Annotated in this window: 19 protein-coding genes; 15 read left to right on the forward strand and 4 right to left on the reverse strand. The window is 44.6% G+C overall.

Going from position 1 to position 21372, the window contains the following annotated elements:
- Positions 1–3: 3 nt before the first annotated feature.
- Complete coding sequence (locus tag ACMXYT_RS04500; protein ID WP_415911913.1) at positions 4–1779, forward strand: FecR domain-containing protein; 1776 nt, start codon at positions 4–6, stop codon at positions 1777–1779.
- A 13-nt stretch (positions 1780–1792) separates the two neighbouring features.
- On the opposite strand, the gene ACMXYT_RS04505 is transcribed toward ACMXYT_RS04500, so the two are convergent.
- On the reverse strand, positions 1793–2551 hold the full coding sequence (locus ACMXYT_RS04505) for an MBL fold metallo-hydrolase (protein WP_415900421.1): 759 nt from the start codon (positions 2549–2551) through the stop codon (positions 1793–1795).
- 65 nt (positions 2552–2616) lie between these two features.
- Between ACMXYT_RS04505 and ACMXYT_RS04510 the strand changes: the two genes are divergently transcribed.
- Both ACMXYT_RS04510 and ACMXYT_RS04515 read left to right on the forward strand, forming a co-directional pair.
- The gene (locus ACMXYT_RS04510; protein WP_415900422.1) at positions 2617–4875 is read left to right on the forward strand and encodes a GspE/PulE family protein; all 2259 of its coding nucleotides are present in this window, start codon (positions 2617–2619) and stop codon (positions 4873–4875) included.
- 3 nt (positions 4876–4878) lie between these two features.
- The gene (locus tag ACMXYT_RS04515; protein ID WP_415900423.1) at positions 4879–7071 is read left to right on the forward strand and encodes a CHASE2 domain-containing protein; all 2193 of its coding nucleotides are present in this window, start codon (positions 4879–4881) and stop codon (positions 7069–7071) included.
- A 4-nt stretch (positions 7072–7075) separates the two neighbouring features.
- Here the strand turns inward: ACMXYT_RS04515 and ACMXYT_RS04520 are convergent, their stop codons facing one another.
- Entirely contained in the window at positions 7076–8668 is a 1593-nt protein-coding gene (locus tag ACMXYT_RS04520; protein ID WP_415900424.1) for an HD domain-containing phosphohydrolase, read from the reverse strand.
- Between the two features lie 300 nt (positions 8669–8968).
- On the opposite strand from ACMXYT_RS04520, the gene ACMXYT_RS04525 reads away from it, so the two are divergent.
- The 7 genes from ACMXYT_RS04525 to ACMXYT_RS04555 are packed head-to-tail and all read left to right on the forward strand — an operon-like array spanning position 8969 to position 14217.
- A complete protein-coding gene (locus ACMXYT_RS04525; RefSeq protein WP_415911914.1) occupies positions 8969–9757 on the forward strand; it encodes a putative hydro-lyase in 789 nt (262 codons plus the stop codon).
- Between the two features lie 39 nt (positions 9758–9796).
- Positions 9797–10531, forward strand: coding sequence for a 5-oxoprolinase subunit PxpA (locus ACMXYT_RS04530; protein WP_415900426.1), 735 nt, complete (start codon positions 9797–9799; stop codon positions 10529–10531).
- Positions 10528–11205: a 5-oxoprolinase subunit PxpB gene (gene pxpB / locus ACMXYT_RS04535; RefSeq protein ID WP_415900427.1), complete on the forward strand. Its 678-nt coding sequence runs from the start codon at positions 10528–10530 to the stop codon at positions 11203–11205. The genes ACMXYT_RS04530 and pxpB overlap by 4 nt, the downstream gene beginning before the upstream one ends.
- Positions 11202–12146 (forward strand): biotin-dependent carboxyltransferase family protein, encoded by a 945-nt coding sequence (locus ACMXYT_RS04540; protein WP_415911915.1) that lies wholly within the window; start codon positions 11202–11204, stop codon positions 12144–12146. The genes pxpB and ACMXYT_RS04540 overlap by 4 nt, the downstream gene beginning before the upstream one ends.
- Before the next feature lie 33 nt (positions 12147–12179).
- Entirely contained in the window at positions 12180–13025 is an 846-nt protein-coding gene (locus ACMXYT_RS04545; protein WP_415900429.1) for a DUF4392 domain-containing protein, read from the forward strand.
- Between the two features lie 16 nt (positions 13026–13041).
- Positions 13042–13905, forward strand: coding sequence for an aminotransferase class IV (locus ACMXYT_RS04550; RefSeq protein ID WP_415900430.1), 864 nt, complete (start codon positions 13042–13044; stop codon positions 13903–13905).
- 30 nt (positions 13906–13935) lie between these two features.
- Positions 13936–14217, forward strand: coding sequence for an HlyU family transcriptional regulator (locus tag ACMXYT_RS04555; protein ID WP_415900431.1), 282 nt, complete (start codon positions 13936–13938; stop codon positions 14215–14217).
- A gap of 14 nt (positions 14218–14231) precedes the next feature.
- On the opposite strand, the gene ACMXYT_RS04560 is transcribed toward ACMXYT_RS04555, so the two are convergent.
- A complete protein-coding gene (locus ACMXYT_RS04560; RefSeq protein WP_415900432.1) occupies positions 14232–14882 on the reverse strand; it encodes a putative 2OG-Fe(II) oxygenase in 651 nt (216 codons plus the stop codon).
- 292 nt (positions 14883–15174) lie between these two features.
- On the opposite strand from ACMXYT_RS04560, the gene ACMXYT_RS04565 reads away from it, so the two are divergent.
- The 3 genes from ACMXYT_RS04565 (at position 15175) to ACMXYT_RS04575 (ending at position 18174) form a co-directional block, all read left to right on the forward strand.
- Positions 15175–16251, forward strand: a complete 1077-nt coding sequence (locus ACMXYT_RS04565; protein WP_415900433.1) for a TRAP transporter substrate-binding protein — start codon at positions 15175–15177, stop codon at positions 16249–16251.
- An 83-nt stretch (positions 16252–16334) separates the two neighbouring features.
- On the forward strand, positions 16335–16871 hold the full coding sequence (locus ACMXYT_RS04570) for a TRAP transporter small permease subunit (protein WP_415883834.1): 537 nt from the start codon (positions 16335–16337) through the stop codon (positions 16869–16871).
- A gap of 13 nt (positions 16872–16884) precedes the next feature.
- Positions 16885–18174, forward strand: coding sequence for a TRAP transporter large permease (locus tag ACMXYT_RS04575; RefSeq protein WP_415900434.1), 1290 nt, complete (start codon positions 16885–16887; stop codon positions 18172–18174).
- Between the two features lie 114 nt (positions 18175–18288).
- On the opposite strand, the gene ACMXYT_RS04580 is transcribed toward ACMXYT_RS04575, so the two are convergent.
- Positions 18289–19152 carry a DUF4922 domain-containing protein gene (locus ACMXYT_RS04580; protein ID WP_415900435.1) on the reverse strand — a complete coding sequence of 288 codons (864 nt, stop codon included), beginning with the start codon at positions 19150–19152 and terminating at the stop codon, positions 18289–18291.
- Between the two features lie 73 nt (positions 19153–19225).
- Between ACMXYT_RS04580 and ACMXYT_RS04585 the strand changes: the two genes are divergently transcribed.
- Both ACMXYT_RS04585 and ACMXYT_RS04590 read left to right on the forward strand, forming a co-directional pair.
- Positions 19226–20581 (forward strand): cache domain-containing protein, encoded by a 1356-nt coding sequence (locus ACMXYT_RS04585; protein WP_415900436.1) that lies wholly within the window; start codon positions 19226–19228, stop codon positions 20579–20581.
- A 19-nt stretch (positions 20582–20600) separates the two neighbouring features.
- Positions 20601–21245: a response regulator gene (locus ACMXYT_RS04590; RefSeq protein WP_415900437.1), complete on the forward strand. Its 645-nt coding sequence runs from the start codon at positions 20601–20603 to the stop codon at positions 21243–21245.
- Positions 21246–21372: the final 127 nt, after the last annotated feature.

Genomic DNA, 21372 nt, shown 5'->3' on the forward strand with positions numbered 1-21372 from the left:
TTTATGAAGCTCTTTATATTTACCTCTTTATTGCTTGTAGTCAGCAGTTTTTCACACTCTGCTGAGAGTGTTGGCAAAGTAATACTAAGTTTTGGTCAGAATGTGGCGGTTTCCACGGCAGGTGATGAACGTGCTTTAAAACGTCAGGCCGATGTGTTTGCCAATGATCTATTGAAAACCAGTGCTAAAGGGCGGTTACAGATACGTTTTACCGATGGGTCTCGACTGTCATTAAAACCGAATACAGAATTTAAAATTGATGATTACCGCTTTGATGAAGCTAACCCTGAAGATGGTAAGGCGATTTACAAACTGCTAAAAGGTGGTATGCGCACTATATCGGGTAAGATAGGTAAGGTAGATAAAGAAGATTACAAACTGGACGCTGTGGTTGCCACCATCGGTATTCGAGGTACTGACTTCAGTGTGGAAAAAGTAGGGGAGCGGGTTTCAGGCTCTGTAAGCCAAGGCAAGATTAATGTTTCGGCTAAACAAGGTGGAAGTCGTGATATCGCATCGGGCCGCTCTTTTAGCCTAGTTGGTCCTCGTGGCTCTGTTAATGTATTTAAAACTCCAGCAGCAACCGAGACTTCTGAAGAAACTACCGAGTCATCCGAATCGGAAGAGTCCTTGGAAGAAGAGACTGCACAGCAAGAAGAGTCATCTTCAACTGAAACAGACGAAAGTACGACTACTGATGAGTCTTCTTCGCAAGAATCCACATCTGAAACTACTGAGCAAACTTCTGTAAGTGCCGAGAGTGAGGACTCCTCAACAACATTAGATCTAAATACTACAACTACAACGACGAGTGATAGTACTGGTAGCACCGTTCCAGCTTCAGATCCTCAAGCAGAAACTAATAACAACCAAGAGGTTGTATTAGCTTCTCCAAACCCAACGGGTAATGGCGAAGCTGCGCCTATGGGTAGTTTGGTTGCCGTAGCTTTCACCGAAAAAGATCCAGTAAAAGGTTTAAATGGTAGTTCCGGACGAGTCATTGTTGATGGTCAATCAGCTATTACAGTTGATAAAACCATAGGCACAGGAGATGTGGTTACAGGTTTAGTTTATCTAGATTCCAGCAACTCGACGGACAATAACTGTTCTCCTTGTAGTTTTACCAGTCCTTCAACTGCCACCAGCTTGTCAGAGAACAATACTAAAACAATTGGTGGTACTAATGTCACTTGGGGGCGTTGGGGTACAGGTTACACGGTGTTAGAAAATGGTTCTGAGGTTGAAACAGATGGTAGCTTCCAGTTTATGTATGCTGATGGCCTAACACCTGCTGCTAATGTCTTGGCTAAAACAGGTGATTATGTTTATCGTTTGGAGTCTACCGCAGGCGCCTATACCAAACCAGAAATTGAAACAGGTGCTACCGGTTCCTTAAATGATTTCGTCTATGGTGGAGGCACAGGCGGGCATCTCTATAGTGGTACCTATTTTCGTGTGGATTTTGATAGTGAACAGTTGCTAGAGATAGGTATTGAAGCCAATGTCGCTGGTCGTGACTATGCATTGCGTGAAGATGCAAATGCCAATATGAGTTTGAACAATGTGCTGAGCGGTGGAGATGTCAAACTTACAGGGGTTTGTACCGGCGGTGACTGCGGAGCTAGCACAGATATGTCTGGTCGTATGACTATTGATTTTGTTGGTGCGGGTGCCGAGGGTGCAGTGACCAGTTACGGCGCTTCTGGTGAAAATGCTGGAACGGGGACCACAGGGACTATTTCGGGCACGATTCTACTAGAAGCTATGCCATCCCCTTAATAGGGGGTGGTTATTAGAGGTTAATAATATCGCCGTGGTGCAAACGATCGATCTGCCAGCTTGGTAAGATTTGGCGACACTGCTGCATAATCGTATCTTCGAATCCCGGCTTAAGATGGGTAATCATTACCCGAGCGGGATGGCTCAGTAGTTCCAGCTGGCTTGCAAGATGACTTGGTGTCAGATGGCCGCTCAATCGAGCGAGTTCATCAACTTCATCGGTAAAGGATACATCGATGATAAGTAGGTCAGGTTTTTTAGTGTTTAGAATGGGCCAGAGTGCGTTATTGATACCTGTATCACCACTAAAGGCAAATGAGGCTTGGCCGTCTGATACTAAATAACCAACGGTTGGTGATGGGTGCTCGGCAGGGATTACTTCTATGGTTTTACCTTGAAGGGATAGCTGATCACCGACGTTTACCGAATGCAGATTGATGATCGGTTTATTTTCAGGCAAACAGGTGTAATCTGGCCAAATTGTCCAATTAAAGATGTGAGTTTTTAAAGCCTCGACAACCTCTGGAAGCGCATAGATATCGATAGGTGTTTTATGCTGATCATAAATAGTTGCCAGCATTAATGGCAGGCCAATGATATGGTCTAGATGAGCATGGGTGATAACGATATCTTTAATAGCGAGCATCTGATCCATCTTTAAAAGCTCAACACCGGTGCCGGCGTCGATTAACAAGGAATCGTCTACTAAAAAAGTTGTTGTTTTTAAACCATGGCCGATACCGCCACTGCAACCAAGAATTTCGAGCTTCACTTCCCACCTCTGGTGCGGCTATCTTTAATTAGAAAACTATAATACTGACATTATGGTAGTAGAGCATGACAAAAGCGATAGAAAAGGATACACAGCAGTTTTATTCTCGTTTAACTAAAGTGCTGAGTAAGATCCATCAGGCTAAAAGCTTTGAAGAAGCTTACCCTCTGGTCGAAAAGACATTACTCGCTTTGTTTAATGCTCAGCGTATCACCGTATACCAACGAAATCGCTCGAGCAAGGATATTGTTTCTCGTTTTAAAACGGGTGAAGATTTAACCGAAATTCGTGTGCCTATTACTGCGTCATCTATCGCAGGTTTTGTGGCGCTAAGTAAAAAAGCGATAACAATCAAGGATGTACGAGATTCGGATGAGCTGGAAAAAATACATCCATCCTTACGTTTCAATGCTTCCTTTGAAAAGGATATCGAATTTACCAGTCGCTCTATGCTGGTGCTTCCTATTCTTTACCAAGATGTATTACTCGGTGTTATCCAAATAATAAATCGGCAAGATGGAAAATCCTTTTCAGCGATCGATCTAAAAAGGGGGCGGCAATTTGCTGAGCTGCTTGGGCAAAAATTCCGTTATGATTTTGGTTGTACTGAAACACCGTTTGAATACCTTTTAGAGCAGAATCTAATTGAGCGGAAGGTTTTTGATCAGCTTGAGAAGAAAGCTGATGCTAGAACGCCACTCACTCGATTATTAAGGGATAATGCCAGACTAACCAGCCAGCAGGTTGGTCAGTCATTAGAGTGCTTTTATCAAGTCCCTTTTATTGCTTACAACCCAGAAAAGTACTTTCTTCATCCCTTATGTGAAAAGGTAAATAAGGCTTATCTACGTAATAGCAATCTTGTTCTGCTATCTGAACAGAATAGTGACACGGTCCTAATTTTAATTGATGATCCTAATGATACTAAGCGACTGATTGAAATTAAAAATGTCGTAGGCCAAAGAGATGCTCACATATGCGTTGGTTTACTGGATGATATTCATCAGTACCTAGGGGTAGTGTCCGGAGGCGGTCAAAAGGACAGCGCAAATCTCAGCACTATTCTTGATGAGCTAGATGATAGTGCTGAAATGGATATTGACGACACGGTTGCTGAAAACGATGAAGTCTCAGAGGAAGATTCAACCGTTGTTCGCTTGGTTAACCGAGTATTGCTCGATGCGAAGCGCCTGAGAGCATCGGATATTCATATTGAACCGGGCAAAGGCAGAACACCGACCAACGTACGTATGCGTATAGATGGTGTTTGCCAAGATATTATTCAGATACCCGCGACCCATGCTAAAGCCACTGTATCGCGCATCAAGATTATGTCGCGCCTAGATATAGCCGAAAAACGTCTACCTCAAGATGGTAAATTTGCGGTGCGTTTGCAAGGTCACCCATTGGAAGTCCGCGTAGCGACCATTCCTACTGTAAACGGTGAAGGCGTGGTCATGCGTTTGTTGCAAAGTGGTGAACCAGTTGCTTTTGACCAACTTAATTTTGTTAAGCCAATTCAAGATGGCGTCAAAGAGCTACTAGAAAATCCACACGGTATTTTGTTGGTGGTTGGTCCTACAGGTTCAGGTAAAACGACCACTCTGCATGCATTGCTGGCCACCTTAAACACGCCGGAGAAGAAAATCTGGACAGCAGAAGATCCTGTTGAGATTACACAGCCCGGCTTGCAACAAGTGCAGGTTCAACCTAAAACCGGTTTTACCTTCGCAGCAGCGCTACGTGCGTTTTTACGAGCAGATCCCGATATTATTCTTATTGGTGAGATGCGAGATCAGGAAACGGCGCATGCGGCTGTAGAGGCATCGCTGACCGGTCATCTAGTGTTATCAACACTGCATACAAACTCTGCTCCTGAAACCATTACGCGTTTGCTGGATTTAGGCATAGATCCAGTTAGCTTTTCGGATGCACTCTTAGGAGTGTTGGCGCAGCGTTTGGTAAGAACACTCTGCCCAAGTTGTCGTAAGGCTTACAAAGCTTCAAATGATGAGATTGCTTTCTTGCTGCGTCGTTATGGTGAGCAAGCGGGTGAACTTATTATGGGAGATAAGGTTAAGCTCTATAAAGCGGTAGGTTGTGAGGAATGTAATCATACCGGTTATCGAGGGCGTACAGGCATTCACGAACTATTAATATCGACCCCTGAAATGAAAGAAAAAATCTATCAAGGGTCAACAATAGGTGAGATACGTGAACAAGCGATTTCGGATGGTATGCGTAGCTTGTTGCAGGATGGAATTCAGAAAGTGCTTAAGGGCGACATCGATTTTGATCAATTGCGCAGAGTGACGGCAGAATAAACGATGAAACAACGTTGGATACGTACTGTTTTAGGCTTGATACTCACTTTAGTGATGTTGATACCTGTGATTCAGGGCGATCGTCTTGAGCTGTTAGAGCGTTTTGAATATGACCTCTATGACCTGCGCTTAAGGCAGTTTTTATCCGAAGAAAAAGATCCGCGCATTGTAATAGTCGATGTGGATGAGAAAAGCTTGGCAGCGGAGGGGCGCTGGCCTTGGAATCGAGCAAAGTTGGCATTGATGTTGGATCAGCTTTTCGACCAATACGGGGTCGCTATTGTTGGCTTTGATATGGTTTTCTCAGAGGCTGATCAAAGTGTCGATTTATCTGCACTTAAACAACTGGCATCAGAATCGGAAGGGAAAACGCTAGATCAGCTTATAGAAAAATTAAATTCTGACGCAATTTTCTCGAAAGCGATTGCCGATCGTCCTGTCGTATTAGGCTATCTGTTTGACCGAAGTTTGAAAAAATTACAGATAGGCCATCCCGGTAGTCCGGTGATTAGTGATGATGAGCGTTTAGATCGGTTACCCATTCCTGAAGCGAGTGGAATAATCTCCAGCCTTACTGAACTCCATAGCGTCAGTGTTTGGAACGGCTTCTTTGATAACCCGATGGTAGATTCCGATGGTGTGTATCGCCGTGTGCCCGTGATCCAGCGCTATGAAGAGAATTATTATCCCTCTCTGGCCCTTTCAATGCTTTTGGCTTTGTTTGGAGAAGAATCTGTGACGTCGGTTATTGAATCGGATGTCACTGGCAAGCAAGATGCATTAGTAGCTGTGGATGCTGCTGGGGTGCGTATTCCAGTAGATCAACATGGTGCGGTATTAGTACCTTATCGAGGCCCTCAAGGTAGTTTTCCTTATATATCTGCAACCGATGTGATTCGTGGTACGGCCGATGCAGAACAGTTGGAAGGCGCGATCATCCTTGTCGGCACCAGCGCTGCTGGCCTGTTGGATCTACGAGTAACGCCGATGAGTAACCGATACTCGGGTGTCGAAGTTCATGCAAATATTCTGTCGGGCATGCTAGACGAACGCATTCAGCATCAGCCTGATTACACCTTAGGGGTTGAGTTGATTCAGTTGATTGTGAGTGGCTTGTTGCTGTCGTTGATTATTCCTCGAGTTTCGGTTTTAACCTCGACCTTATTCACATTGGTGTGGGTTGCTCTGTTGGTGGGTGCAAATTTATATGCATGGCAACAGATGTTCTGGGTGATCCCATTGGGTTACACCTTAATTCTGGTATCAGTGCTTTATCTTTTTCAGCAAACCACAGGTTACTTTTTCGAAGCGCGTAATATCGCTCAATTGGCAACTCAATTCGGTCAATATATACCGCCAGAAGTAGTGGAGGAATTGAGCGAACAAGATCAAAGCGTACAGTTGAGCGGTGAAAACCGCGAGATGAGTGTGTTCTTCTCGGATGTTCGTGGTTTTACAAGTTTGTCTGAGCAGCTTAACCCACAACAGTTAACCCGTTTGATGAATATTTACCTTACCGGTATGACTCAAATTATCCATGAACAACGTGGGACTGTGGATAAATATATAGGTGATGCGGTGATGGCCTTCTGGGGCGCGCCCCTTAAAGATGAGAACCATGCCCGTAATGCATTAATCTCGGCGATGAAAATGCTGGATGCCTTACCGGAACTAAATAAGCAACTAGAAAAAGAGGGCTTACCGACCGTAGAGGTGGGGATGGGAATTAATAGTGGCCCTATGAATGTGGGTAACATGGGATCGAGTTTCCGTATGGCTTATACCGTGATGGGGGATGCAGTAAACCTTGCCTCAAGGTTGGAAGGGCTGACCAAATATTATGGAACACCACTTTTAGTTAGTGGGGAAGTAGTATCTCTGGTGCCGGAGTATAGTTATCGGAAGTTAGATCGCGTACAGGTGAAAGGTCGTAGTGAGCCTGTAGATATTTATGAGCCCATCTGTTTGCGCGAGGCGTGCACATCTCAACAGCAGTCTAGTATCGAACTCTTTTCTTCAGCGATAGCGGCTTATGTTCAAAAAGAGTGGGCTTTAGCAGAAGAGCGATTTGGGAAATTCCTATTAGATCACCCCGATGACATTATGACGCGAATCTATCTTCACCGTATTGCCGAATTCAAAGATGTTCCGCCAGCTGCTGACTGGCGTGGCGTTTATAGCCACACCAGCAAATAAGCGATTATTTTAAGCCGGGTAGGGATGTTGGATCAAACTCATCGATCTGACGCGGGGTCATATGCGATTGTGCATATTCCAGATAAGTACCGCTTTCGACAAACAGTTTGAACAGATCGGCATCCAGATGATTATCTTCCACCATCCGACCCAAGATAGTCATCGCTTGTGATAGCAGCATGCCTTTCTTGTACGGGCGATCTGGTGAAGTTAGGGCTTCAAAAATATCAGCGATACACATAATCCGCGCACGTGTTGATAGATCTTCTGCTGTGATCCCTCTAGGATAACCGCTGCCATCCATATGCTCATGGTGATTACAGGCAATCTCTGGCACTTCGGATAGTTGTTTGGGATATTTCAGGGATTCCAGCATGTCGATCGACACTTTAATATGATCGCGCATCACTTGGCGTTCGTCATCGGTCAATGTACCTTTACTGATACATAAGTTATCCACTTCATCCTTGGAGAGTAGATGACGTGCGTTGCCTTCACTATCAATCCAGCTAATCTCACTGATACTGACCACACGTGCTTTGTCTTCAGGGGCCATAAATTCAGAGCCAGTATTAGATTTACGAATAAAATCGAAATCGATATCTAGCTGCTGCAGTTGAGCAGTTAGCTTTTGCTCAGCAGATGCATATTCTTCATTTGATAGTTGCATCTGTTGTTGCAGCAACTCAATTTGCAGATGTTGTTTGTATTCTCGAAAACGGGATTCAACCAGATCTATCCGATCAAACATTGTGTGTAGCTTTGTTGCTTTATCAATGATGTATTCAGGCGTGGTAATCTTGCCGCAATCGTGAAGCCATGCTGCGATCCGCAACTCGTACATCTCTAGGTCATTAAAGCTAAGATCAGCAAACGTTCCATCAGTTGCGTTGTTAACTGCTGAAGCAATTAACATGGCTATTTCTGGTACTTGTTCACAATGCTTACCTGTCACAGGCGATTTGTGGTCGATTGCACGGCCAATTAGTTTAATGAATGATTCGAATAACATTCGTTGAGCATCAATTAAGCGGCGTTTCGTTAATACTGCTGCTGCAAGCGATGCTAAAGATTCAACCAAATGCTGTTGGGTATCTGGGAAGGCAATAATGTTGCCCTCGTTATCCATAGCATTAAGTAACTGCAATACACCGATTATTTCCCCTTCATGGTCTTGTAAAGGCACACATAAAAAGGATTTTGAACGGTAATTTAGTTGTTTATCGAACTTACGAGTACCTGAAAAATCATAGTCGTCGCAGTCATATACATCGGGGATGTTGATGGTTTCCCTCTGAACGAAGGTTTGAACCACAACCAGTTTGGAGGCTTGTTGTTGAGCATTGTGGATCTCTACAGCAGGGAGGTCGCGAGGCTTTTGATGAATGCCTAAAGAACGGTTATGAAGAACAGAAAATTTTAGTTCGTTTTCATTCTCTTCATTGAGTGTATATAGCGTTCCCCCATCCGCATTGGTTAGGTACATACACCCCAAAATAATACGATCTAACAGTTTTGAGTGATCTTTCTCAGATGTTAAAGCGCCTGTTAGATCGGCTAATTGTTTAACGACTTCCTGAGTGTCTAGGTAACTCATAGAGGTTCCAATATAAAATCCAAAATGCATCTAAATGGTTTTAGAATGCGACATAGTGTTAAAAGATTGGTTATCTATTTGATCATCTTAGCACTAAATAGAAGTAAGACCTTTCATTAAGAACAGTAAATTACTTTTAAATCAGTCCAATAGTGACTTTATTTCTATATCGGGTACATACTTAGATAAATGGTTCAAACGTACCATCTTGTTATGACGCTATGACTAAACTTGGTATGTAGCTAGCTTGAGTCGTATAGAGCTTTTTTAAAGGTTTCTTAGTAGCAAGTAGGATCAATTATGTATTCAGATAAATCACCATTGCAGATACGCCAGATGATTCGTCGAGGAGAGTTCCAAGATAACACCTCCGGAGTGGCGGCGGGTTTTGTGCAAGGTAATTTGGTTATTTTGCCTAAAGATTATGCCGGTGATTTTTTACAGTTTTGTCAGTTAAACCCTAAGCCTTGCCCCCTGATTGGTATGTCCGAGAATCCAGGTGAATTCATGCTGCCGAGTTTAGGAGAAGATCTAAATATTTGTACTGATATTCCCAAATATCGAGTCTATCGGGATGGTGAGTTAATCGAAGAGCTGCCAGATGTATCTGGATTGTGGCGAGATGATCTGGTCACCTTTGTTCTAGGTTGCTCCTTTTCATTCGAAGAAGCGCTTCTGGCGGATGGTTTAGAGATCCGAAATATCTCTGAAGGGGGTAATGTGCCTATGTATCGAACCAATATCCCTTGTAAGCCCGCTGGATGTTTTAGTGGCGATACGGTTGTCAGTATGCGGCCAATGAAGGCGGCAGATGCGATACGAGCTATTCAGATCTGTAGCCGTTTCCCTTCTGTCCATGGCGCGCCTCTACATTTGGGTGATCCTGCAGAGATCGGTATTGAAGATATTCGCAACCCTGATTTTGGCGATGCAGTCACAATTAAGAAGGGTGAACTGCCTGTTTTTTGGGCATGTGGTGTAACGCCTCAAGTGGCAATAGAACAGGCCAAACCCTCGTTCTGCATTACTCACAGCCCAGGCCATATGATCGTGACAGACCTACCCAATAGCCGCCTTGCCATCTTCTGATCAAGGCGTGATTGAAGGTTTTGATTTAAGGAATACTGAATGAGTTTAAAGCTAAATTGTGATCTAGGTGAAAGCTTCGGTTCATGGAAAATGGGACTGGATGAGGCTGTGATGCCGCATATTGATCAGGCAAACATCGCTTGTGGTTTTCATGCCGGTGATCCGTTGGTTATGCAGAAAACATTGGCACTCGCCAAACAAAACGGCGTCATGATTGGTGCGCACCCGGGATATCCTGATCTTGTTGGCTTTGGTCGACGTAGTCTAAAAGTGAGCTCTGATGAACTGACATCGATGCTGCTTTATCAGATCTCTGCATTAGATGGGATGGCAGCCAGTATAGAGCTAGAGCTTACTTATGTTAAACCTCATGGTGCGATGTATAACGACATGATGGCGGATACTTCAATTCTACAAGATGTTATGCGTGCTATAGCGGCTTACCACAAACCATTAAGGTTGATGTTACAAAGCACTCCACAAGCGGAACAACATCAAGAGGAAGCAAAAAAGATAGGCATCGAACTGTGGTTTGAGATATTTGCTGATCGTTGTTATGCCGATGATGGCAAGCTTTTGTCACGTTCACTGCCAGGAGCAGTGCATAGCAAAGAGAAAATGTTGGCTCAAGTACGTCAGCTCAAAGAGAGTAGCACCGTCACAACGGTAAATGGCCATCAACTTCAACTACAGGCCGATACGCTGTGTGTACATGGGGATAATATGGAGGGTGTTAATGCAATCCAAGAGATCCGAGAGTTAATCCAGTCATGAGAATAGAAGTCGCAGGGGAGAATGCGCTGATCATCTATTTTGGTGATAAAGCCAGTCCAGAAACCTCTGCCAAAGTACAGCACGCTGTTTCTGTGTTAGAGATAGAATTAGCCGATAGGCTCATCGATCTCGTTCCTTCCTATGCGTCTTTGTTAGTGATCTACGATCTGTTTAGTTGTGACCATCTGGAGATTAAAAAACACCTTCGTGAGTTACTCACTCAGCTCGATCAAGCTGAACAGCAGGTGGGAGATCTAGTTTCTTTACCTGTTTATTACAGTCCGGAATCGGGCCCTGACCTAGAGATGTTGGCTCAAAATGCGAATTTGGAAGTGGATGAAGTGATCCAGATCCACAGCCAACAAGAGTACCGAGTTTATGCCATAGGTTTTGCCCCTGGGTTTGCCTATTTAGGAGAGGTCGATCCCAGAATCGCAGCGCCGCGTTTATCCACACCCAGACAAAAAGTACCTAAAGGCGCCGTAGCTATCGCTGATCGGCAGACTGCCGTGTATCCAGCTGAATCCCCAGGCGGCTGGAATTTGATCGGTTTGTGTCCAACTGAAATGTTTACCCCAGACAAAACGCCGAATATGCCGGTTAAGGTTGGGGATAGAGTGACGTTTAAGCCAATTACCCGAGACGAATATCTCGCGTTAGGCGGACAGTTATGAGGGAAATGGGTTTTAAAGTATTACAGCCAGGCCTGTTAACACTTATTCAAGATGCAGGCCGTTTTGGTCATCATCGGATTGGTTTAACGACCGGTGGGCCTCTAGATGCGCAGGCCTTTAAATGGGCTAATCGTTTATTAGGCAATGACTTAAATAGCTCTCTTTTGGAAGTTAGTGTTGGCGGATTAGTGCTGGAATCCCATGTCGATACCTACATGGTTTTAACTGGGGCAGATATCCCGTTTAAGGTTAATGGGTTGGAAAGGGAGTGTTGGCATGCACAGAAAATTCAACAAGGAGATCGAATCGAGTTAGGGTTCGCAACCAAAGGTGCGAGAGCATATTTAGCCGTGAGTGGTGGGTTTCAGATACAACCTAGCTTCTCCAGCAGCGCGACAGTTATGAGAGAAGGTATCGGCGGTATAGATGGCGGTAAGCTTCAACAAGATGATTTTCTATACTGTACAGAAGTAAACGAGGCTAGAGCCTATCGCCTAGCTGAGCATCATCGACCGCAATACGATGAACATGCCAGCTTGCGGGTTATCTGCGGTTATCAACAGCATCTTTTTAGCGAACATGATAAGCGGATATTTTTTAGTAGCGAGTATGAAGTTACTGATCGAGCGGATCGCATGGGTTACCGGTTATCAGGCCCTGAAGTTAAAGCGTCGGTAGATGGGATTTTATCGGAAGGGATCTGCCATGGTGCTATACAGATCCCCGCAGACGGGCAACCTATCGTTTTGCTGAATGATCGACAAACCATCGGAGGCTACCCGAAAATTGGTTCTATGCTCTCGTTAGATACCGCAAAAATGGCGCAAATGATGCCAGGTGCCAAAGTCTCGTTTGAGCAGATCACGATTGATGATGCGCACAATATTCAATCACTAACGCAGAAAAAATTTGAACGAACCGAGCCAGATAAAGTGAATTAGCAATCCACAAGTATCAGTTGTATAGGTGCCGTTATGCCAAATGAAGCCACGATAAGTAAGCAAATTGAAGACCTATTGGTTGCTAGAAATTTACGTGGCATGCAAACGATCCAACCGCAGTTGGAATCTGGCTATTACCTGCGTGCAGCTCGAATGCTTAATCGATGCAGAGGGCATGTATTGATTGGAACGGGCTTCCCCGTTGTGGATACTTTTGAAACGGATGGGCCAGTCGGGGCTATCGCGCTGTATAAAGTCTTAGAAGCAATTGGTGCAACACCCGTTATAGTATGCGGTCCACCAGTATCTCAGGCTCTTATGCCTGATTATAGAGTTCATGAAATTCGTGTGGGCGAGCATAAAGAGCGCAAATTGGAAGCGTTCCAAGCGTTGTATCAATACAACCCCGAAGCTGTCATCTCTATTGAACGCCCAGGTCAGGCTGAAGATGGTCGCTATTACAATATGCGCGGTGAAAACATCAGCGCTCGTACTGCGTGCTTTGACACCTTTATCCTGAATGCTAAATGCCCAACCATCGGCATAGGTGATGGTGGTAATGAAATAGGTATGGGTAATGTCAAAGATGCGCTTAAAAATCTCGATATAAAGACATCCGTTACCGAAGTGGATGAGCTACTCATTACAGATGTATCTAATTGGGGAGCCTACGGCATTATTGCCTTTCTAAGTTTTTGGAACCATCGAGATTTTTTTGCCGATATACAGCCCCTGGAGATACTTCGTTATCTTTCCAAATTAGGCAGCGTCGATGGTGTGACAAGAGAAAATGAGTTAACAGAAGATGGTTTGCCAGCATCCGAAGGACAAAGCGTGATTAATGAGTTAAGGCAAATTATTGGTTTGGTAAAAGAATAAGTGGAGGGATATCTCTATGAGCATTGCATACCTTAATGGTGATTTCCTACCGTTGTCAGAAGCACGTATCTCGCCCTTAGACCGTGGTTTCCTCTTCGGTGATGGTATCTACGAAGTCATACCTTACTATCAGGGACAATCGGTTGGTTTAGGTTTACATATCCAACGTATGTTAAATGGCTTGGCAGAGATCGAAATCGATTGCTCGCTCACCGCTGAGCAATGGCGTAATTTACTGAATGATCTGATCGATAAAAACAATGATCAAGCCGATAACTTAGGGGTATACGTGCATGTTTCCCGAGGTACGGACGATAAGCGCTACCATGCATATCCTACAGGTGTAGAGCCGACCATATTTGCATACACTTTCGCGATCAAAGATCCAGAACCGGTCGATCGAGAAAAAGTAACTCAATACAGTTTGGTTAGTACAGAAGATTTAAGGTGGCAACGCTGCCATATTAAATCGACGGCCCTGTTAGGAAACGTAATCCACTTTCAACAAGGCTACTCTGCAGGTAGCGATGAAACGCTGTTGTATAACGCAGATCATCAGCTAACCGAAGGCAGTGCGTGTAACGTCTTCATCGTTAAAGATGGTGTTGTACTGACGCCTAAGTTAGATAATCAGATCCTGCCGGGGATTACTCGCCGGATTATTGTAGATAGCTTAAAAGCAGATGGAACGATTCCCGTTGAAGAGCGAACTATCTCAATGAAAGAGGTTCGTTCTGCAGATGAATTATGGATCACTAGCTCTTCTAAAGAGATTGCTCCGGTTACACAACTTGATGGACAACCTGTAGGTAATGGTAAAGTAGGTGAAATTTGGGAAAAGGCATTCGCCATTTATACCGCAGCAAAATTTTCATATTAATACGTAATCAATTTTTCAAAGGTTATTTAAATGTCTCTGATTAAAAAAATCAGCGAGCTTTTCACATCTAATAAAACAGAACCAGAAGCGACGAGCAGTTGTATCGAGGTGGAATACAACGGCTATATCATCAAGCCTATGCCTATATCAGAAGATGCGGGGTATAGAGTCAATGGTGTGATCGAAAAGGGCGAACAGTCTCATCGCTTTATCCGTGCAGATGTTTTGATGGAAGAAGCTCAATGCGCGGATGAAATGGTGCGTAAAGCCAAGTGTATGATCGATCAGCAAGGCGATACGATTTTTAGATAGTTAACCTGCAGGAGCTATTTAACTTCTAGTGTCGCGTTAAATGCCATCGAGCGACGTTCCCCTTCACCAATAAAGGGTTCAGCGCCATGGAGTAACCAACCTGGGAAAAGGTAAAAATCACCCACCTCAGGCTTTACACTTAAAAGTGATTTAGAAAAACGCTGCTTATTACCTTCGATAAAATTCAGATATCCCGCTTTGCGTCCCGAGATATAGTTTCTTTCTTCTTGACCAGGGTCGATCTTTTCAGGGACTTTTAGGAATAACACTCCTGAAATATCACCAGAATGGAAATGCACTGGGCTAGGTGTGTTTTGATATTGGCTCACGATCCAAAAGACTTCATAGATTGCTCTATCTAACTGACTACCTTCTGCTTCCTTCACATAATCGTTAATTAATGAGCCGACAGTTTCCGCAAGAGAAGGTATTCCACCAAAAACAACATCTTCAGGAAGCATAAATTCTGAGCTTTCGGTTTTGGAAATATGCCGGTCAGCAAATAGATTAATCTTTTCGATTAGTTCTACAGGTAGTTTAGTTTTAGCAATAAATGGCCCAAAAGGCGACAGAAGCTCAATTCCAGCATTAGATGAGCTGGGAGATGAGTTTTCTGGATCGGCTTCATACTTCCTTAAGCGGCGAGCTATTTGTTGTTCTGTCATAAGATATTAGCCTTTTGGGAATGTTGTTACATAATATCTTTGCTTGCAGATAAATCTAGCTGTTCTACGTAGTACTACGTATGTCATCTAAGTAATCTATCTAGTACTTATGCGCATTTATCCCAATATCGGGGTATGGCATGCTGTGTAAGACTATAAGAGCTAGCATGGTTATAGTTTTAGGCGTGTTAGCTGTGGTCGTAGTTGGGGTGGACAGGAGATTGTTTCAGGTGCGGCCACACTTATATGACGGTTAGAAATCGCGTTTTATAGAGAGAGGATGATAATAAAAATGTTCAAAATGACTTTTCCTAAGCAGTTAATTACTGCAGCTGCATGTACTGCAGTACTGGCTACGCCAGCAATGGCTGCTGACAAGGTTTACAAACTGAAGCTGGCAGAAACTTGGCCTACTAACTTCCCAGTTTTTGGTGATGCGACTAAAAACATGGCTAAGCTAGCTGAAGAGATGTCCAACGGCCGTCTTAAAATTCAAATCGACTCTAAGAACAAGCACAAAGCACCACTAGGTGTTTTCGATATGGTTCGCTCTGGTCAGTATGACATGGGTCACTCCGCGTCATACTACTGGAAGGGTAAAGTACCAAATACGCTTTACTTCACAACTATGCCATTTGGTATGACTGCACCTGAACAGTACGGTTGGTTCTACTACGGTGGTGGTCAGGAACTAATGGATGAGGTTTACGGCAAGTTCAACCTAATGTCCTTCCCTGGTGGTAACACAGGTAACCAGATGGGCGGTTGGTTCCAGAAAGAGATCAATTCTCTGGAAGACCTACAAGGTCTGAAAATGCGTATCCCTGGCTTCGCGGGTGAAGTACTAGCTAAGCTAGGTGCGAAACCAACTAACATTCCAGCGGGTGAGCTTTACACTGCACTTGAGCGTCGTACGATCGATGCATTGGAGTGGGTAGGTCCTTCTCTTGACCTACGTATGGGTTTCCACAAGATCGCTCCTTACTACTACACTGGCTGGCATGAGCCTGCGACTGAACTTCAGTTCTTGATAAACAAGAAGAAGTTTGAGCGTCTACCAGCAGATCTTCAGCAGATCCTTAAAACAGCAATGCGTACTGCGGCGTACGATATGTACATCCAGTCTTACCACTCTTCTGCTGAAAACTGGGCAAGCATGAAAACTGAATTCCCGAACATTCAGGTTAAATCTTTCCCAGCTGAAGTAATCAGCGCAATGCGTAAAGCTAACGATGAGCTACTTGCTGAAAAAGCAGCTGCTGATCCACTAGCTAAGAAAATTCTTGAGTCTCAGTCTGCGTACATGGAAAAAGCACGTGCATGGACAGATATCTCTGACAAAGCTTACCTAAACAGCTTGTCTAAGTAATCGAGTCGTAAGAACCCCCTCGTTGGTGCTCTGGACATTGTCCCGATCCGGGGCACCAACTTCTTAATCTTCTAGGAGAAATCATGTTTCTAGTGAGACTGGAGCAGGTGATCAACAGCTTTTCAGATTTGATGGGCAAGATCTCTGCAGTTCTATTTGTAATCATGCTGTTCAATGTCTTTATCGACGTTGTAATGCGCTATGTCTTTAATGATGTCTCCATCGGGATGCAAGAATTAGAGTGGCACCTATATGCAGCAGTATTTCTATTAGGTGTGTCCTACACGTTACGGGTCGGCGGCCACGTACGTGTTGACCTGATCTACGAACGTTTATCAGGCAAAACTAAAGCAATGATCGATATGTTGGGTTGTGTATTTCTACTCTTCCCGTTCTGTGCCCTAGTTGGTTGGTACGGTATCGATTTTGCGCGTGAATCATTTGAATTAGGTGAGACCTCGGGCGATCCGGGTGGTCTTCCTTATCGTTGGATTATCAAATCCGTTATCCCTTTTGCTTTCTTTGCCATGTTAATTAGCGGTATCGGTTTGTTCCTTAAATCTTTAAACATCTTCTTGGGCAACACCAAAGAAGATCATTACCAACCACCACAGCACTAAGGGGCGTTTAGTAATGATTGGTATTATTATGTTTGTTGTGGCGCTGTTGATGCTGCTTGTCGGCTTCCCAGTTGCCTTTACCTTTGGTGGTGTAGCGTTGTTCTTCGGTGTATTTGCTGAAGGCGCTGAAATGTTTGCTTTCATGCCGTTCCGTATTCAGAGCATTATGGAAAACACGGTATTGATGGCAGTTCCTCTATTTATTTTCATGGGTATCGTTTTACAGAAAACTCAGTTGGCTGAGCAGTTGCTTGAGTCCATGGGTAAACTGTTTGGCGGTGTTCGCGGCGGTTTGGCAATCTCTACTGTATTGGTAGGTGCATTGCTAGCGGCTTCTACCGGTGTAGTAGGTGCATCTGTTGTAGCAATGGGTCTGATCTCGCTACCGGTAATGTTGAAGTACAAATACGACAAGTCACTTGCCTGCGGTACGATCTGTGCGTCGGGTACGCTAGGTCAGATTATCCCGCCATCGATCATCCTGATTATCTTGGGTGACGTTCTGGGTATCCCAGTTGGTGATCTGTTTAAAGCAGCGGTAGGCCCAGGTCTAATGTTGATCGGTATCTACGTTGTTTACATCCTAATCTACAGCTTTGTTAAGCCTGAAGCGGCGCCAGCATTGCCTCTAGATGACGATGTTGAATCTAAGCGCGAGCAATATATAAAAGCGCTTAAAGCGATCATTCCACCACTAGCACTGATCTTGATTGTATTGGGTTCTATCTTCGCAGGTATTGCGACACCAACTGAATCTTCTGCACTAGGTGGCGTAGGCGCGATTGTATTGGCAGCTATGTACCGTCAGTTCAGCTGGAAGATGGTTCTAGAATCTGCAACTGAAACGGTAAAAGTGACAGCGATGGTATTTGCGATCCTGTTGGGTGCGACTGCCTTCTCTATGGCGTTCACTTACACAGGTGGTGACTACATTGTTGAGGAAGTTCTATCTGATCTACCAGGTGGTGCTCAGGGCTTCTTGATCCTATCTATGATTGCGATCTTGATCCTAGGTTTCTTCATCGACTTCGTAGAGATCAGTTTCATCATCGTACCGATCTTGGCACCGGTTGCTGATGCACTAGGTATTGCGCCGGTATGGTTTGCGATTCTAATCGCTATGAACCTGCAAACAAGTTTCTTAACTCCGCCATTTGGCTTCAGTCTGTTCTATCTCAAAGGGGTGGCCCCACCGAGCGTACAGACAATGGATATCTACAAGGGTGTAATGCCATTTATCCTGATGCAGGTAGCGGTTGTTATCTCGATCCTAGTATTCCCAGGATTCTACGGTTTGGCGTAAGACGGTTGAGTGACCGTTATCACTCTTCTCTCTGGGCGGGCCACCGCCCAATTAATGGTTCATTCCCATTTGCCCCGTTTATCGGGGCGTTTTTTTGTCAGAAGTTGAGTCGTTTTATTTTAGTAAACCGCTAACTTCTGACAGCGCTTTGCAAAGCCCTTGCTGCGTGATCAACTTAGCATGGGCTTTATCTTTCACTAAGATAGATCCCACAAAAGCTAGGGCGTTCAGCGAAATGCCTTCAAAGGCTTCCTGCTTGCGTGGCACGACCATCATCCACTCATGAGTAAGTAGCAGATTGTGTGGTGGCACGGTTTTATCCCCCGAGCTTTCTAGTGACAGGGTTGTACGCAGTCGATCATACAAATGCTGTAATTGAGTTACTGAATCTTCAGGTGTGTCCCCGTTGAAGAGATCATTCGGCAGGGCGAGTGCCGCATGTTCGAAGGGGAGGGAATCTAACTTTCGTGGAACTTCATCATGAAGGTGCTCAAGCTGCGGGCTGAAAGGAATTAGATCAGCTGCGTTTTTATCTAGCTGAATTAACTGCAGATGCTTGTGAGCTTGGCTAGCACCGGCTTCGGCTGAACTATTATAAAAAGCGAGCGCAGGGCCTTGGGTTAAGCATTGATATAAGGCGCTAAAATCATCGAGCGAAAGCAAAATGTTTTGTTGCTCAAAGTGATTGGTTACTAACAGCAGGTGCTGCTCTAAGACGTTAAACTTGTTTAGTAGTAACTTATGATTGTCACCCACAGGGCCAACATAAAGACTCGGTTCGTGGGGAAGGAAAGGGTCATTATTTGATGTCGCTGAGTTGGCTTTGGCCTTCTCTTTTAAGCTGGATAATTGCCTTAGTTGGAACTGTAGCTCGCCTTCTTGAACCTTATGCGATGAGGTGGTCAGGCTCTTTAACTCGCCGCGGCGAGATGCCGATGTGTAAAGTACTTCAGCCTTTGACCATAGTGAGAAATCCATGGAGTGTTATACCCCGCATCCTTTATACTGGAACCTTAACTATCAGCCGAAATGATCAGGAAAGCTAGTACCAATGAAACGGGTTACAGCCTCTTTAAAAACCAAAATCCTACTGCTTTCCATTTTGCCACTCGTGATGGTGACTGTGGCTGTTACCATGATCAGCTTGACCCAAGCCAAGCATCTCTCTGAGCAAGAGATTCACACCTTCGAAGAAAACTTACTGCGCTCTAAACGCCAAGAGCTACAAAACTACGTAGAGCTGGCGATGAACTCGATTGAGCATATAGTCAAAGATGCTCAGCCGGGGGATAAAGTTGCTGAAGAAAAAGTTAAAAACATTCTCGATGGCCTGACCTACGGCGAAGATGGCTACTTCTTTGTCTATGACCGTCAGGGTGTTAACTTGGTCCATCCGATTCAACATGAATTGATCGGTCAAAACCTGATGGATCTTAAAGATGAAAACGGCAAGATGGTGATCCGTGATCTCATCCAAGTAGCGAAAAAAGGCGGTGGTTTTTACCGCTATGTTTGGAAAAAGCCCTCCAAGGGCGATCTAGAAGATAAGCTTAGTTATGTGGTCGAGATCCCCAAGTTTAACTGGATGATGGGCACCGGTTTATATATCGATGATATTGCCAAAGAGGTTGCCTCAATCCGGCTTAAAGTAACCCGAAATATTCGTAATACCTTCTTTACCGTCGTAGTGATTTTGGCAGGAACCATCATCGTAATTGCCTTAGTGGGTATCGCGATCAACATGCATGCCTCCCAACTTGCTGATAAACGCTTGCGTGAACTTGCCCACAGTTACGTGCAGTTCCAAGTGAGCCAACGTCGTAACTTTGCTCGAGAGCTTCACGATGGCATTAACCAGTTAATGGTATCGGTTAAGTTCAGGTTGGAGCTTGCGAGAGATAAGTTACTCAAACAGGATGAATCGGCCGCTAACGACCTCAACAAAGGCTGCGATGTCCTGAATATGGCGATCCAAGAGGTACGACGTATCTCCCACGATCTACGTCCTATACAGCTTGATGATCTAGGCTTAGAGTCAGCACTGCACAGTATGATCGCTGAGTTTTCTGAGCGTACCGGCATACAGACTAATATACGTTTAGAACTGCCAGAACAACGACTACCTGATGATATCGAAATCACTATGTACCGTATCGCCCAAGAAGCGCTGACCAATATTGAAAAACACGCAGAGGCTACTCAAGTAGGGCTGCGCATTTGGTCGCGAGAAGGGTATATTTGGGTCGAAGTAACGGACGATGGCAAAGGGTTCTCTCCAGGGAAGACAGCTTCAGGCATCGGCTTACTGAATATGCGAGAACGTACCGAACTGTTAAGTGGACGTTTTGGTGTGAAAAGTAAAATAGGGGCAGGTACGCGGATTCGTGCAGGGTTTACAATTCTTTAACTTGAATACAGTGGATAATATGAAAATACGTGTCGTGTTAGTAGATGATCATCCATTAGTGTTAGATGGCATTAGTGCACGTTTAGAAGGTGAAGAATCACTGGAAGTAGTCGGCATGGCCAACGACGGTAAGCAGGCGCTTAAGCTCGCTGCCGAAGTGAAGCCAGACGTCGTGCTTATGGATGTCTCCATGCCTGTGATGAATGGTTTTGAAGCAACCGAACGATTCCGTGAAGAACAGCCTGACATCAAAGTGCTGATCCTCAGCATGCACGATGACCGTGAATACATCGTTAAATTGATCAAATGCGGCGCTGCTGGTTATGTCTTGAAGGACGTTTCTTCAGAAGAACTTATCTCAGCTATCGAAACCATCTACCGAGGCGGCACTTACTTTAGCTCCGGCGCATCTCAAGCACTGTTCAGCCAGTTTGAACAAGCGGTCTCTGTCGCAGTTGAAGAGGAACAAGAGCCATTAACGGGCCGTGAGAAAGATGTACTGAAGCTGGTGGCCGAAGGCAACAGCAATAAAGAGATCGCACGCGAGTTAGATATCTCTGTTCGTACAGTAGAAACCCACCGCCAAAATATCAAAAACAAACTCGATATCCACACCGCTGCAGGTCTAACGCGTTACGCGATAGAGAACAATTTGGTGGATTAAGTAGTAAATCACAATCTTTACTTAAACGACTTAGCTGGCTGCCTAGAGCTTATGGCCCGCTAATTTCTAACAGGGAAATGTCTCTAGGTATAGCTATAGCTCAGTTGGTTAGAGCGTTACCTTGATA

The organism is Neptuniibacter sp. QD37_11 (assembly GCF_047778105.1).
GTDB lineage: Bacteria > Pseudomonadota > Gammaproteobacteria > Pseudomonadales > Balneatricaceae > Neptuniibacter.

Bases quoted from the DNA above. Each gene is read 5' to 3' on its own strand.
- ACMXYT_RS04590 (WP_415900437.1), top strand. From the start codon at position 20,601: ATGAAAATACGTGTCGTGTTAGTAGATGATCATCCATTAGTGTTAGAT.
- ACMXYT_RS04545 (WP_415900429.1), top strand. From the start codon at position 12,180: ATGCCAAATGAAGCCACGATAAGTAAGCAAATTGAAGACCTATTGGTT.
- ACMXYT_RS04580 (WP_415900435.1), bottom strand. From the start codon at position 19,152: ATGGATTTCTCACTATGGTCAAAGGCTGAAGTACTTTACACATCGGCA.
- ACMXYT_RS04565 (WP_415900433.1), top strand. From the start codon at position 15,175: ATGTTCAAAATGACTTTTCCTAAGCAGTTAATTACTGCAGCTGCATGT.
- ACMXYT_RS04515 (WP_415900423.1), top strand. From the start codon at position 4,879: ATGAAACAACGTTGGATACGTACTGTTTTAGGCTTGATACTCACTTTA.
- ACMXYT_RS04560 (WP_415900432.1), bottom strand. From the start codon at position 14,882: ATGACAGAACAACAAATAGCTCGCCGCTTAAGGAAGTATGAAGCCGAT.
- ACMXYT_RS04510 (WP_415900422.1), top strand. From the start codon at position 2,617: ATGACAAAAGCGATAGAAAAGGATACACAGCAGTTTTATTCTCGTTTA.
- ACMXYT_RS04500 (WP_415911913.1), top strand. From the start codon at position 4: ATGAAGCTCTTTATATTTACCTCTTTATTGCTTGTAGTCAGCAGTTTT.
- ACMXYT_RS04520 (WP_415900424.1), bottom strand. From the start codon at position 8,668: ATGAGTTACCTAGACACTCAGGAAGTCGTTAAACAATTAGCCGATCTA.
- pxpB (WP_415900427.1), top strand. From the start codon at position 10,528: ATGAGAATAGAAGTCGCAGGGGAGAATGCGCTGATCATCTATTTTGGT.
- ACMXYT_RS04525 (WP_415911914.1), top strand. From the start codon at position 8,969: ATGTATTCAGATAAATCACCATTGCAGATACGCCAGATGATTCGTCGA.
- ACMXYT_RS04540 (WP_415911915.1), top strand. From the start codon at position 11,202: ATGAGGGAAATGGGTTTTAAAGTATTACAGCCAGGCCTGTTAACACTT.
- ACMXYT_RS04530 (WP_415900426.1), top strand. From the start codon at position 9,797: ATGAGTTTAAAGCTAAATTGTGATCTAGGTGAAAGCTTCGGTTCATGG.
- ACMXYT_RS04575 (WP_415900434.1), top strand. From the start codon at position 16,885: ATGATTGGTATTATTATGTTTGTTGTGGCGCTGTTGATGCTGCTTGTC.
- ACMXYT_RS04555 (WP_415900431.1), top strand. From the start codon at position 13,936: ATGTCTCTGATTAAAAAAATCAGCGAGCTTTTCACATCTAATAAAACA.
- ACMXYT_RS04570 (WP_415883834.1), top strand. From the start codon at position 16,335: ATGTTTCTAGTGAGACTGGAGCAGGTGATCAACAGCTTTTCAGATTTG.
- ACMXYT_RS04585 (WP_415900436.1), top strand. From the start codon at position 19,226: ATGAAACGGGTTACAGCCTCTTTAAAAACCAAAATCCTACTGCTTTCC.
- ACMXYT_RS04550 (WP_415900430.1), top strand. From the start codon at position 13,042: ATGAGCATTGCATACCTTAATGGTGATTTCCTACCGTTGTCAGAAGCA.